13 protein-coding genes are annotated in these 12,577 nt (G+C 73.6%); 6 read left to right on the top strand and 7 right to left on the bottom strand.

The genetic code is table 11. From position 1 onward, the window contains the following. Nucleotides 1-63: 63 nt before the first annotated feature. From melC2 to B4U46_RS34785, 3 genes are all read right to left on the bottom strand, one after another. Nucleotides 64-909: a tyrosinase MelC2 gene (melC2, locus tag B4U46_RS34795; RefSeq protein ID WP_079432254.1), complete on the bottom strand. Its 846-nt coding sequence runs from the start codon at nucleotides 907-909 to the stop codon at nucleotides 64-66. Beyond that, nucleotides 906-1,319: an apotyrosinase chaperone MelC1 gene (gene melC1, locus B4U46_RS34790; protein WP_311736965.1), complete on the bottom strand. Its 414-nt coding sequence runs from the start codon at nucleotides 1,317-1,319 to the stop codon at nucleotides 906-908. The genes melC2 and melC1 overlap by 4 nt, the downstream gene beginning before the upstream one ends. Nucleotides 1,320-1,487: 168 nt before the next feature. Further along, entirely contained in the window at nucleotides 1,488-3,368 is a 1,881-nt protein-coding gene (locus tag B4U46_RS34785; RefSeq protein WP_079432252.1) for a serine/threonine protein kinase, read from the bottom strand. A 170-nt stretch (nucleotides 3,369-3,538) separates the two neighbouring features. On the opposite strand from B4U46_RS34785, the gene B4U46_RS34780 reads away from it, so the two are divergent. Continuing rightward, nucleotides 3,539-4,414 (top strand): endonuclease/exonuclease/phosphatase family protein, encoded by an 876-nt coding sequence (locus B4U46_RS34780; protein WP_123996019.1) that lies wholly within the window; start codon nucleotides 3,539-3,541, stop codon nucleotides 4,412-4,414. Between the two features lie 147 nt (nucleotides 4,415-4,561). Next, nucleotides 4,562-4,783, top strand: a complete 222-nt coding sequence (locus tag B4U46_RS34775) for an MbtH family protein (protein ID WP_079432393.1) — start codon at nucleotides 4,562-4,564, stop codon at nucleotides 4,781-4,783. Between the two features lie 208 nt (nucleotides 4,784-4,991). Here the strand turns inward: B4U46_RS34775 and B4U46_RS34770 are convergent, their stop codons facing one another. After that, complete coding sequence (locus tag B4U46_RS34770) at nucleotides 4,992-6,350, bottom strand: lysine N(6)-hydroxylase/L-ornithine N(5)-oxygenase family protein (RefSeq protein WP_079432250.1); 1,359 nt, start codon at nucleotides 6,348-6,350, stop codon at nucleotides 4,992-4,994. Nucleotides 6,351-6,569: 219 nt separating this feature from the next. On the opposite strand from B4U46_RS34770, the gene B4U46_RS34765 reads away from it, so the two are divergent. After that, complete coding sequence (locus B4U46_RS34765) at nucleotides 6,570-7,217, top strand: FMN-binding negative transcriptional regulator (RefSeq protein WP_079432249.1); 648 nt, start codon at nucleotides 6,570-6,572, stop codon at nucleotides 7,215-7,217. Between the two features lie 42 nt (nucleotides 7,218-7,259). Here B4U46_RS34765 and B4U46_RS34760 read toward each other — a convergent pair whose 3' ends face one another. Continuing rightward, a complete protein-coding gene (locus B4U46_RS34760) occupies nucleotides 7,260-7,844 on the bottom strand; it encodes an LmbU family transcriptional regulator (protein WP_079432248.1) in 585 nt (194 codons plus the stop codon). Between the two features lie 291 nt (nucleotides 7,845-8,135). Between B4U46_RS34760 and B4U46_RS34755 the strand changes: the two genes are divergently transcribed. Continuing rightward, entirely contained in the window at nucleotides 8,136-9,347 is a 1,212-nt protein-coding gene (locus B4U46_RS34755) for a serine hydrolase domain-containing protein (RefSeq protein WP_079432247.1), read from the top strand. Here B4U46_RS34755 and B4U46_RS34750 read toward each other — a convergent pair. Next, nucleotides 9,287-10,291, bottom strand: coding sequence for a BTAD domain-containing putative transcriptional regulator (locus tag B4U46_RS34750; protein WP_079432246.1), 1,005 nt, complete (start codon nucleotides 10,289-10,291; stop codon nucleotides 9,287-9,289). The genes B4U46_RS34755 and B4U46_RS34750 overlap by 61 nt on opposite strands. A gap of 33 nt (nucleotides 10,292-10,324) precedes the next feature. Then, entirely contained in the window at nucleotides 10,325-11,050 is a 726-nt protein-coding gene (locus B4U46_RS34745) for a thioesterase II family protein (protein ID WP_315974790.1), read from the bottom strand. Nucleotides 11,051-11,488: 438 nt separating this feature from the next. Between B4U46_RS34745 and B4U46_RS34740 the strand changes: the two genes are divergently transcribed. Both B4U46_RS34740 and B4U46_RS34735 read left to right on the top strand, forming a co-directional pair. Then, a complete protein-coding gene (locus tag B4U46_RS34740; RefSeq protein ID WP_079432244.1) occupies nucleotides 11,489-11,704 on the top strand; it encodes an MbtH family protein in 216 nt (71 codons plus the stop codon). 36 nt (nucleotides 11,705-11,740) lie between these two features. Continuing rightward, nucleotides 11,741-12,487 (top strand): LmbU family transcriptional regulator, encoded by a 747-nt coding sequence (locus tag B4U46_RS34735; RefSeq protein WP_167747663.1) that lies wholly within the window; start codon nucleotides 11,741-11,743, stop codon nucleotides 12,485-12,487. Nucleotides 12,488-12,577 lie beyond the last annotated feature (90 nt).

Here is a 12,577-nt window from a genome sequence, read left to right as displayed (position 1 = left end):
CAACACGAGTCTGGCCCCACCGCTGACGCGGCGGGGCCAGAACCCAACATCTTCATCAGTCTTCTAGTAGCGCTGCTGTCCGCCGGTCTCGGTGTCGAAGGTGTAGAACCGGTGGTGGTCGAGCATGTCGGCCGGGGTCACGTTGTTCCACGGGCTCAGGACGGAGCGCAGGTCCACCACGTTCGCCGTCCGGGTGGCGGGCAGGTAGCCCGACTTCGGGTTCTTCGCCTGCCACTCGGCCCACAGCTTGTCGATGAAGGCGTGGTGCAGCCAGAACACCGGGTCGTTGGGGGAGGCGGCGGAGGTCATCTGGCCGCCGACCCACACGTGCACCCGGTTGTGGAGGTTGACGCCCCGCCAGCCCTCCAGGGCGTTGCGGAACCCGCCCGAGGCGCTGTTCCAGGGCGCGGTGTCGTACACGGGAATGGCGATCACGGAGTCCACGTCGGCGCGCGTCGGCAGCTGCGGGGTCCCCGAGCCGAGGCCACGCCGCAGGTAGGTGCGGCGGTCCACGCCGACCGTCAGCACCCACTTGCCGTTCTGGACGCCGAAGGGGCCGTCGAGCACCTGGCCGTCGCGCCCCCGGCTGGTGCCGCCCATGAAGTCCGAGGCCCACAGGGAGGAGTTGGCCGTGCGGTCCACGGTCCAGTCCCAGTAGGGGAGGGAGACGTTCTTGTCGATCCGCTGGAGCGCGGCCTCGAAGTCCAGCAGGAACCGGCGGTGCCAGGGCAGGAACGACGGGGAGCGGTGGCCCACCCGGTCGCCGAAGTCCGAGTCGTTCAGCAGGTACCAGTTGTGGGCGTTGACGTAGCGGTCGTAGACGCCGGTCCGCTTCAGTTCGAGGACCGCGTTGACGAAGGCGCGCTTCTCGTCCGGGGTGAGGGTGGCCTGGTTCTTGCGGACGGTCACAGCTTGGCTTCCTTGGCGGTGAACGGGACGAGGTCGGCGCCCTGGAGTTCGCGTACGGCGGCGCGGGCGGCGGATATGGGGTCCGGGAAGGACTCGTAGTGGTTGACGACCGTGACCCAGCTGCCGTCGGCGTTGGGCATGACGTGCAGGTCGTTGCCGTCGATCTTGACGGTGGGCATCGGCATGCCGTGGTGGCCCGGGCCCACGCTGATCTGGATGCGGTGGCCCTGGTAGGTCTCGTCGATGGTGCCGGTGGGCAGGGAGACGGGCGCTCCGGACGGGCCCGCCGCCCCCGGGGCGCCGGAGGCCCCGGCCGCCGGGGCGGGGGACGGCTTGGACGAGCAGGCGGCCAGTCCGATGGCTGCGGCCACGCCGGAGCCGAGCCCCAGCGCCTGCCGACGAGTGATCATGTTCATGGCTTGAATAGGTATCAGAAGCCTTCGAACGCCAGATCGGTGGCCCGCGCATCCACCTCCCGGGGGCGGGTGGGGGCGCCGGGGCAGTGGGGTGTGCAGGCCGTCATCTTACGTGGCCATGACAGCATGTTCCGGCCACGGCAAGACCGCCCCGGCGTGTCGTCAGGACTGGCGGCTCCAGCGCTGTGAGGCGTCCCCGTCGCACGAGGCCGTGTTCAGCCCGCCCCCGAAGCCCAGGTCCAGGCAGGCGCCGGCGGAGTCGCGCAGGGTCCCGCCCGGCCCCGACCGCCACAGCCGGCCGACGTCTTGGGCGCAGTCGCCCACGAAGACGGCCTGGTTGGGGCCGTTGGAGTACAGGCACTGGCCGCTCTGCTCGTTGACGAGCTTGAAGCTGCCGTCCGGCCTGCTCCGCACGGCCCACCGGGCGGAACCGTCCCCGCAGTCGCCGGAGTCCGAGGCGCCGAAGACCTGGGTGATGCACTCGCCGTTGTTCCCGTTGCGGTAGCGCCCGGCCCCGGTGGCCGGAGGCGGTGGGGCCGGTGTGGACCCGCCCCCGCCGGAGGGGTTCGCACCGCCCGCGGCGTTCCCCGTCCCGGGGGCCGGGCCGGTGCCGGTGCCGGGTCCCGTGCCGGGGGCGGGGCCCGGGCCTCCGCCCTGGGGCGCGCCCGCCGCGCCCTGCCCGGTACCCCCGGGGGCCTGCCCGCCCGGGGACGGCGCGCCCGGCGACGGCGGACCCGACGGGGTGGCGCCCGGGGCCGGAGCGGAGGCGGAGGCCGACGCCGGGGCCGAGGGGCCGCCCGGAGCGGGGACGGACGCCGCCCCGCTCCCCTGGGGCGCGGCCCCGGCCTCCGCCTTCGACGGCGGGGCGGAGGCGAACGGCAGGTTCTGGATGGCCAGCGTCGTCCCGCTCGCGACCACGACCACCGGAACGACGGCGAGGAGCACCCGGGCGCGCCGCCCGCGCCGGGCCGGCTCACCGCCACCGCTCCCGGCCGCCTGCACCGGTTCCGCCTGCGCCGGTTCCGCCTGCGCCGGTTCCGGCTCCGGTTTCGCCTTCGGCTCCGGTTCCGGCTCCGGCGTCCCGGGCCCCTTCCCGCCGAGCGGGAGGGTCGGCACGTCGACCTCCTGCACCCGCTCCGCGAACGCGGCCCGCTCCGACAGCCGCCCGGTGACCGCCTCCGGCCACAGCGGACCGCCCTCGGGGACGTGCCGGGAGGCCCGCTCCAGCAGTTCGGCGGCGCCGGGCCGGTCGCCGGGGTCCTTGGCCAGACAGGCCCCGACCAGCTCGGCCAGTTCCGCGTCCAGCTCCCGCAGCGGCTCCAGCCCGGGCTCCTCGTGCACGATGCGGTACAGCACCCCGTGCCCGGACTCCTCACCGAACGGCGGCCGCCCGCACGCCGCGTACGCCAGGACCGACCCCAGCGCGAACACGTCGGTGGCACCGCTCAGGCCCCGCGCCCCCGAGGCCTGTTCGGGCGCCATGTACGCGGGCGTGCCCACGACCATGCCGGTGCGCGTCAGCCGGCTCTGCTCGGCCGCCCGGGCGACGCCGAAGTCGATGAGGGTGAGCCCGTCGAGGGTCAGCATCACGTTCGACGGCTTGAGGTCCCGGTGCACCATGTCCAGCGCGTGCACCGGCGCCAGGCTCGCCGCCGCCTCCCGCAGCAGCCGCCACAGCGACGGCGCGGGCAGCGGGCCGCCGTGCACGTCCAGGGCCTCGCGGAGGGTGAGCCCGGGTACGTAGGCGGTGGCGAACCACGGGGGCCGCGCGGTGCGGTCGCTCGCGAGCAGCGGCGCGGTGGCCTCGGCGGGCAGCCGGGCGAGGTTGTCCAGCTCGTGCCCGAACCGCCGCACGAAGTCCTCGTCCTCGCCGACGACGGAGGCCAGCAGCTGCTTGACCGCGACGTACCGGCCCTCCGAGACCCCGAGGAACACCCGTCCCATGCCGCCTGCCCCGAGCCGCCCCGCCAGCGCGATCTCCCCGATCCGGCGCGGGTCCTCCGCCTCCAGCGGCGCGGCCCCGCTCCCGTCCAGCTCCACCACGTCAGCCCCAATGGGATCGAGATCAGTTCCCCCGGAAAGCTACCCGACGCCTCCGCCGCGGCGACAGCGGCTCCCGCGCCGACTCCCGCCCCGCGCACGCCAGTTCGCCCCGCGCCGGGGGCGCGCACCCGCCGGTGCGGGTAAGCGCGCCGGTGCCGGGGACCTGACCGGTGACTGACAGCACAGCCCCCGCCCCCGCTCGCCCGCAGTCCGCCCCCGGGAGCCCCGCCATGCGCTGCCACCGCCCGCGCACCCTGCGCGCCGCCCTCTTCCTCCTCCTGCTCGCCCCGGCCCTCCCCGTGGCCCCGGCCCACGCCGCCGCGGCCGGGCCGCCGCTGCGCGTGGTCACGTACAACATCTGCGGCAACATGTGCGCCGCCGCCCCGTACGACGACGACGCGCGCCTGGACAGCGTCGTCGCCCAGGGGGCGGCCACCGGATGGAACGCCGACCAGCTGTTCCTCCAGGAGGTCTGCGAACCGCAGTACGACGAGATCCTCGCCCGGCTGGCCCCCGAGGGCTTCCACGGCCACTACGGCGCCACCCTCTCCGGCCTGCCCAAGGTCTGCGGCGGCCACCCCTACGGCAACGCCGTCCTGGTACGCGGCACCGTGACCGCCACGGCCGACCTGGACCTGACCGTCGGCGGCGAGTCCGAGCCCATCCGGGTGCCCTGCGTCCGGGGCGTCCTGCACGGCCTCGCCAACTGGGCCTGCTCCGTGCACCTCTACTGGGACGACGGCACCCGCGCCGCCCCCGAGGCGCGCCGGCTCGCCGCGCAGGCCGGGGCCTGGCGGGAACAGGGCCTGCCCGTCCTCCTGGCGGGCGACTTCAACCACTCGCCCCGCACGCCCTCCACGGACCCCTTCTACTCCGGCGGCTACGTCGAGGCCGACGCCGCGGAGCACCCCACCTTCGGCGCGAAGAAGATCGACTACGTGTTCTTCGGCTACCCGGACCTCACCTCCCGCGGGGCCGAGGTCCTGCCGCTCGACCCGGCGGTCTCCGACCACCGCATGCTGCGCGCCGTCGGCGGCAGGAACTGAAAATGGGCCGGGGAGGCTCCACAGAATTCGCCGGTGATGCCATGATCGGGACCGGCGGAATTTCCCCGCACCACCCCGCCGGAGAAAAGGACGGAGATCCGCCGTATTCACCGGCGGATCGTGGGCGGCTTGAATTGGAGTGGAATGATGGGCAGTAACCCGTTCGACGATGCCGAGGGCCGGTTCCACGTGGTGGTGAACGACGAGCTCCAGCATGCGCTGTGGCCCTCGTTCGCCGAAGTGCCCGCCGGCTGGCGGGTCGTGTTCGGCGAGGAGAGCCGTGAGCGGTGCCTCGCCTACGTGGAGGAGCACTGGAGCGACCTGCGGCCGCGGAGCCTGCGCGAGGCCATGGACGCCGGCGCGGCCTGACCGCGCGGGGCGGGCCCGGGCCCGGGGCGGTCGCCTCCGCGGCTCTCGGGGCCGCCCCGGCACCCCGGGCCCACCGGCACCCCGGGCCCACCGGCACCCCGGGCCCACCGGCACCCCGGGCCCACCGGCACCCCGGGCCCACCGGCACCCCGGGCCCACCGGCACCCCGGGCCCATCGGCACCCCGGCCCCGTCCCGGCGTCGCCGCCTCAGGCGGCCGAGGGTGCCTCCTCCGCGTGGCGCCCCAGCTCCCGCTGGGTGCGCCGCAGCACGATCGAGTCGGCGATCTCGCCGCTGCGGATCGCGATGTTCGACAGGAGGGCCGACGTCAGGCCGTGGCTGTGCTCGGTGCCGCCCTGGAGGTAGACCCCGCAGGTCAGCCCCGAGGTGGCGACCAGGCGGTAGTCGCGCTCCACCCGGTGGCGGCCCGCCGCGTCCCGCTGGAAGTGCCGGTCGAACTCCTCGCCGAGCAGCCGGGCCGGGTCCAGGCCGTCGTAGCCGCTGGCGAACACCAGCGCGTCGACCGCCAGCTCCTCCCTCCGGTCGTCCAGCAGCGAGCGCAGCACCACCCGCGCCCCGCTGTCGGAGCCCGCCACCGAGTCGACCCGGGTGAGGTTGCGGAAGTGCAGCCGCTGGACGCCGCTCACCTGCTCGTCGTACTGGCGCTGGTAGAGGGACCGGATGACGTCGGCGTCGACCACCGAGTAGTTCGTGTTGCGGTGGTAGCGCCAGAACGCGTCCCGCGCCCCCTCGGTGCCGAAGTAGTACTCGTCCACCGTGTCCGGGTCGAACACCTGGTTGGCGAAGGGGGTGTCGTCGGCCACGGAGTAGCCGTAGGACGGGATGACCGCCGTCACCCGGGCATGGGGCAGCGAGTCGTGGAAGAACCGGGTGACCTCGGCCGCGCTCTGCCCGGCGCCGACCACCGCCACGCTCTTGAGGGAGGCCCGGTCCTGGGCGTTGAACCGGGTCAGGAACTCCGAGCTGTGCCACACCCGTTCCCCGGCCGTCACGCCCTCCGGCAGGCGCGGCACCAGCCCCGTGGAGACGACCACGTTGCGGGCCAGGACCACCCGGCTCGCGCCGTCGCCGGAGCGCACCTCGACCTCCAGCAGGTCGGGGGCCCGCAGCCCGGCGCCGGTGACGGGGCGGATCGCGGTGACCTCGCAGCCGTAGGTGACCTGGTCGCTCAGGCCGGCGGCCGCCCACTCCAGGTACTGGTGGAACTCCTGCCGGGTCGGGATGAAGCTCTGGTTGTTCACGAACTGCACCAGCCGGTTCGAGGCGTGCAGGTACGAGACGAAGCTGAACCGGGACACCGGGTTCCTGAAGGTCGCCAGGTCCTTGAGGAACGAGATCTGCATGGTCGCCGACGGCAGCAGCATGTTCCGGTGCCAGCCGAACGTGGGCTGCCGCTCGAAGAAGTGGGACCTGACCGGATGCTGCGGGGCGCTCGCCCCGTGCTCCTTCAAGGCGATGGCGAGCGACATGTTCGACGGGCCGAACCCGATGCCGACCACGTCGAGGATCTCTTGGATCTCTTGGTCGCGCCTGCCCGTTATGCCCATAGGAAATTCTCCCCCTTGCGTCTGGAAAACTCGGCCGGTGGCCCGAGAGACCGTTCTGAAGTGTTGCCCGGAGAGCGCGCCGAGGCAACTCGAAGAGTGCCTGAAAGCCGTTCGACGGCTTGTCCGTATGCCCCGTGGCCGAAATCGTTGTCCTGTCGACGGGACGCCGGTATGGTCGGCCGGGATTTCAGAAGCCAATTGCCGAAAGGGTGAATCCGGGTGTTCGTGCCGAGCTTTTACCGTGAACCGGACGGTTCGTGGATGGTGGACCTGGTCCGGGGCAATCCCATGGCGCTCGCGGTGGCCAACGGCAGCCCCGAGGACGGTCCGTTCGCCACCCACCTCCCGGTCATCTTCGATCCCGCGACCTCCGGCGACCGGCCCGGCGGGCTTCTTCCGGGCGCCCTGCTGCTCGGACACATGAACCGGGCCAACCCGCACTGGGCGGCCCTGGAGACGGGCGGTGTCCTGCTGCTGACCTTCACCGGCCCGCACTCCTACGTCTCGCCCACGGTCTACGCCAAGACCCCGGCCGCTCCGACCTGGAACTTCACCTCGGTGCACGTCCGGGGCGTGGTCGAGAAGATCGAATCGATCGAGGAGACGCTGGAGGTGGTGCAGTCCACCGTGCGCGCCTTCGAGGGGACGTTCGGCGACGGCTGGGACATGACCGGCTCGCTCGACTACTTCAGGAAGATCGTGCCCGACGTGGGGGCCTTCCGGTTCACGGTGACCGGAGCCGAGGGCATGTTCAAGCTCAGCCAGGAGCAGCCGGACGAGGTGCGCGAGCGGGTGCGCGAGTCGTTCGGGCAGAGCGGGTGCGCGTACAAGCGCGAGACCGCGGGCCTGATGAGCCGGCTGCCCTGACGAGCCGGCCGCCCCGGGGCGCCGCCGGGCCGCGCCGGGGCCTCAGGCGCTGACGGCCTCCTTGTGCTCCTCCCGGTCCGCCCGTTCCTCCAGGGCGCTCGCGGCGGCGCTGTCCAGGGTGGCCATCACCCACTGCTCGAAGTCCACGCCCTGCTGCTGCGCGGCCTTGTGCCACCACTGCACGCGGCTGCCGGGGACCTCCAGCCGGCGGCTCGGCTCGGCGGAAGTACGGGGCGGCTGCCCGCCCTGGCGGGTGGCGCGCAGCGCGCCGCGCAGCTGCTTGGTGGTCCACTGCCGCTGCTCGGCCCGGTCGAGCCAGAGTTCCTGCTCCCCGGCCGGCAGGGAGGCCAGCTCGGCGTGGTGCTGGAAGCTCAGGGCGGGCCGGCGGCGGGAGAGGTCGAAGCGTCTGGAGACCCACGCGTAGTTGCGCAGGGTCTGGTAGGAGAGGCCGGCGGCGCGGATCCCGCGCTGGTAGCGGTCGGTGTAGTGGTCCTTGCCGTACTTCAGCCAGTCGCCCAGCCACCAGCAGGAGGAGTCGAGGACACCCACGAGCTGGTGCCCGGCCCGCTCCCACTCGTCGTAGCCGATCCCGGCCGGTATCTGGAGGCCGACCTTGGTCGTGAGCACCTGGGCCCGGCGCGGCGCGGCTCCGGTCGTGTGCGGCTGCCAGGACGGGGGTTGTGGGGGAGGGGCCGCGGGACTGCCGTGCGACGCAGCGGTGTGACCGGCCTGTGGTGCCATCGTGCCTCCAGGAGAAGGGGCGTACACAACCGGCCAGAACTGTTGCGGGGCGGGCTGGAGCGTTGCCGGAGCAGCGTTCGAACCGCACGGATGCCAGGGGTTTCACGGATTCCACGGGTTCCAGGGCCCGGGGGTTCCACGGATTTCACGGACGACAACCACGAGAGGGGCAAGACGATGCGGAGAAGACCGAGAGCCGCGGTGGTCGCACTGGCGGCGGCCGCCCTGCTGGCCACCGCCTTCACCGGGTCCGCCGCGGCGCGGGACGAGGCTCCCCCGGCGGCCGGCCACCAGGCGACGCAGCGCGCGATCGAGGCGGCCGTCGCCGCCGGAGTCCCCGGCATCGCCGCCGAGGCGCGCGACGCCGGGGGAGTGTGGAAGACGGCGGCGGGCGTGGGCGACCGGCAGACGGGGGCGCCGCGCGGCAAGAACGACCGGTTCCGTATCGGCGGCATCACCAACACCTTCGTCGCCACCGCCCTCCTCCAGATGGAGGCGGAGGGGAAGCTGAGCCTCGACGACAGCGTGGAACGGTTCCTGCCCGGCCTGGTGACGGGCAACGGCAACGACGGCCGGGCCATCACCGTACGCCAGCTCCTGAACCACACCAGCGGCCTCTACGACTTCCTCGCCGACGCGCAGTACGCCGCGACCTACCTCAGCGGCGACGGCTTCCTCCAGCACCGCTACGACACCCTGACGCCCGAGCAGCGCGTGAAGGTGGCCCTCTCCCACGAACCGCCCTTCCGGCCCGGCGCCCGCCACTGGTACTCCAACACCAACGACGTGCTGGCCGCGCTCGTCCTGGAGAAGGCCGCCGGCCGGCCCTACGCGGCGGAGGTGGGCAGGCGCATCATCGAGCCCCTGGACCTCAAGGCGACCTCCAACCCCGGCACGAACTCCCTCCTGCCCCGGCCCAGCGCCCGCGGCTACTCCCGGCTCTTCGCCGACCGGCCCGAGCGGATCGACGACGTCACCGAGGCGAACCCCTCGCAGAGCTGGGGCAACGGCGACATCATCTCCAGCACGGCCGATCTGAACCGGTTCTACGAAGCCCTCATGCGCGGCCGCCTGCTGCCCCCGCAGCAGCTGAAGGAGATGAAGACCACCGTCGACAACCCCGACTTCCCGGGCGCGTCCTACGGACTGGGCATCGAACGGCTCACCCTGGGCTGCGGCACCACCCTCTGGTACCACGACGGCGGCGCGCTGGGCTGGATCTCCCTGGCCGCCTTCACCGAGGACGCCCGCCACCAGCTGACGTTCAACTACAACGCCAACTGGGGCGCGGAGACCATCCTCCCCGTCGTCACCGCCGAGTACTGCCCTCAGGCCGTCGCCCGCGGCAGCGTCCCTCCGGTCAACTCCTCGAACCGGCACAGCAGTTGACGCTGCTCCCGCTGTAGCCGCTCGATGCGGTCCTGCAGCCGGGCGATCTCCTCCATCAGCGGCAGCGCCGCGTCCCCGGCCGTCGAGGCCGCCCCCACGGGCACCGGCGCGACCGCCGGCGGCGGGCCGGACGGCAGGGAGCGGGCCTCCGGGCCGAGGGCCGGGTCGTGCTGGAGGATCGCCTGCATCAGGCGGCGCAGGGCCGGGCCCGGCTCGACCCCGAGGTCGTGCACCATCCGGTGGCGGGCCCGCTCGTACACGCGCAGCGCCTCCGCCTGCCGGCCGCACCGGTAGAAGGCGACCATCAGCAGGTCGTAGAACCGCTCCCGCATGGGGTGGTCGGTGGTGAGCACCATCAGCTCGCCGGTGATCTCGCCGTGCCGCCCGGTGCGCAGGTAGGCGTCGTACATCATCTCCAGCGCGGTCAGCCGGTGCTCCTCCAGCTGCGCCGCCCGCCCCGCGCAGATGTCACCGAGCACGCTGCCCTCCAGGGCGGGGCCGCGCCACAGCGACAGGGCCCGGCGCAGCAGCTCACCGGCCCGCCCCGGGTCCTCGTGCAGGATCCGCCGGGCGGTGTCGGTGAGCTGCTGGAAGCACGCCGCGTCCGTCTCCACGGGGCCCTGCCGCAGGGTGTAACCCCGCGAGGTCGTCACGATCCACGGCTGCCGCGCCCCCCGGTCGGCGTCCGGGCGGCCCTCCCGCCCGCCCTCCGGGCCGGACAGCAGCCGGCGCAGCCGGGCCACGTGCACCTGGAGCGCGTTCTCCGCGTTGACGGGCGGCTCTTCGCCCCACAGCTCGTCGATGAGCTGCCGCACGGAGACGTGGTGCCCGGCCTTCACCACCAGCGCCCCCAGCAGCGCGCGCTGTTTGGCGCCCGTGGGCAGGAGGTGCAGGCCGGCCTCTTCGTCCCGGACCTCCACCAGACCGAGAATGCGGAACTGCATGTCTTCTCCTCGCACGGGCGGGCAACGCAAGGGTCAGGAGGAGCGCGCCGCGCCCGCCGCGTCCAGCGCGGCGGTCGCGTCCCGTTCGATCCGCCGCAGCAGCGGCCGCGGATCGTCCTGGAAGTAGAAGTGGCCGCCGTCCAGGACCCGCAGGCCCAGGAAGCGCTCGGTGTACGCCCCCCAGCCGGCCATCCGCGCCGGCGAGGCGTGCGCGTCGCCCGCGCCGGCGTAGGCCGAGAGCGCCACCGGCAGCGGGTCCGCCCCGGGATCGGGACGCCACTCCTCCACCAGGCGCAGGTCGGCCCGGATGACCGGCTCGAACACCGCCCACAGGTCGGGGTCGTCGAAGATCCCGTCGGGCGTGCCGCCCAGCAGGTTCAGCCGGGTCCGCAGCTCGGCGTCGGGCAGCTCGTGGTACGGCTCCGGCGGACCGGCGGGCTGCGGCGCGGTCCGCGCCGAGACCCCGACCCACACGGGCAGCGGCAGGCCCCGCCCGGCGGCCCGGCGGGTCATCTCGTACGCGACGAGAGCACCCATACTGTGGCCGAAAAGGGCATACGGGCACGTGAGTTCGGACTCGATGTGCTCCAGCAGGAAGTCGGCGAGGCGGCCCGCGTCGTCCAGCGGCGCAAGGTCGAGGAGGAAGCCGTGGCCCGGGGCGTCCAGCAGCCGCACGTCCCAGGAGTCCGGCAGTCCGGCGGGCCAGCGGCGGTACGGCAGATGGGATCCGCCCGCGTGGTGCAGGACGAACAAGCGCAAGGCAGGACGTGTGCTGTCCATCTCTCTCCCTCGGTCGGGCTGCGCACCCCCGCACCATAGGGCTGCGCCCGGTCGGCGGGGTGCGCACATCAGGTGGCCTGTGCCGCAGGTGTGGCGGCTCTCCAACGATCCTCAGGCGGCGCGCGCCGGGCGCCCCGCGAAAGCCTGCGCCCGCCCTCCCGAGCGGGACTCGACCGTGTCTCAAAAGGGCGGTGGCTACAGTGGGCGCCGAGTCGGACCGGCACCGCGGGCTGCCCGGCCCGAACGGCATCCGCGGTCCCGCCCGCACGGCCAGTACGCCGCACCCACCGCTCGATCCGGAGCTCCGGGCGCCCTCCAGAACGACGCCGACCGGCGCATCCGGCGCGCGCCCTCCCGCACCTTCGGCCTGACGGTCTTTCTTCCCTAGTCACCCCATGACAGTTAAGGAAGTGTCACGTGAGCACGAACCCCTTCGACGACGGGGACGGTCGCTTCCACGTCCTGGTCAACGACGAGGACCAGCACTCCCTGTGGCCGGTCTTCGCCGACGTGCCCGCGGGCTGGCGCGTCGTCTTCGGCGAGGCCGACCGGGCCGCGTGCCTGGAGTACGTCGAACGCAACTGGACCGACCTGCGCCCCCGCAGCCTGCGCGAGGCCATGGCGGCGGACTGAGACACCGGCGCCCGGGCACACACTCTGAGTTGGGGGATGAAGATCGTGAGCGGCGCTGCGAGAACCACGGGCAGCTACCGTGCCCGCCCTGCGGGCCACGGCGGCGGGCCCGCCCAAGGCGATGTGGTCCTGTCCTTCGCGGGACCACAGGCCGAAGTGCGCAAGACCGGGATGATCCTCCCGGCGAACCTGCCGGAGCGGTCCTGGGAGCAGATCGGGACCAACCTGCGCGAGCTCGGGAACTCCTCGGCCTGGTGGCTGGCCGACTGGCTCCGCTTCGGCGAGGCCACCTACGGGTGGCGGCGCTACAAGGAGGCGATCGAGCGCACCGGGCTCGACTACCAGACCCTGCGCAACTACGCGTGGGTGGCGCGGCGGTTCGACCACCACCGCAGGCGCGACGGCCTCAGCTTCGCCCACCACGCCGAGGTGGCCCGCCTCTCCCCGCCGGAGCAGGACTACTGGCTGCGCCGGGCCGAACAGCAGAAGTGGTCGCGCAACGAGCTGCGCCGGTCGGTCCGCGCGGGCCTCGCCGCGCAGAACGGCACGGCCGGCCTCCCCGCGGGCGGGGGTGACGCGCCGCCCGGGGCGGCCCGGCCGGCCGGCCCGGCGGCCGTGGGGCAGCGCTGCCCGCAGGTCACGAAGCTCACCATCGAGCTCTCCGCCGACCAGCTCGAACACCTCTCCCGGGCGGCCGCCGCACACGGCCTGCCCGTGGACAAGTGGGTGACCCGGCTGCTGGAGAGCGCCGACCGGAAGACCGCCGACCTCAAGTCCGCCTAGCGGAGCGGACCGCCCGCACGCGCGCCGGGCAGGTCCCGTCCGTGGTGCGCCGGCGGCCCGTCCCGCCGGACACCCCTCACACCGGAGCCA

The sequence above is a fragment of the Streptomyces katrae genome, assembly GCF_002028425.1.
Taxonomy (GTDB): domain Bacteria; phylum Actinomycetota; class Actinomycetes; order Streptomycetales; family Streptomycetaceae; genus Streptomyces; species Streptomyces katrae_A.
This window is presented reverse-complemented; position numbering and strand designations above follow the sequence as displayed.

Bases quoted from the DNA above. Each gene is read 5' to 3' on its own strand.
- melC1 (WP_311736965.1), bottom strand. From the start codon at position 1,319: ATGATCACTCGTCGGCAGGCGCTGGGGCTCGGCTCCGGCGTGGCCGCA.
- B4U46_RS34775 (WP_079432393.1), top strand. From the start codon at position 4,562: ATGGGCAGTAACCCGTTCGACGATGCCGAGGGCCGGTTCCACGTGGTG.
- B4U46_RS34770 (WP_079432250.1), bottom strand. From the start codon at position 6,350: ATGGGCATAACGGGCAGGCGCGACCAAGAGATCCAAGAGATCCTCGAC.
- B4U46_RS34755 (WP_079432247.1), top strand. From the start codon at position 8,136: ATGCGGAGAAGACCGAGAGCCGCGGTGGTCGCACTGGCGGCGGCCGCC.
- B4U46_RS34750 (WP_079432246.1), bottom strand. From the start codon at position 10,291: ATGCAGTTCCGCATTCTCGGTCTGGTGGAGGTCCGGGACGAAGAGGCC.
- B4U46_RS34735 (WP_167747663.1), top strand. From the start codon at position 11,741: ATGAAGATCGTGAGCGGCGCTGCGAGAACCACGGGCAGCTACCGTGCC.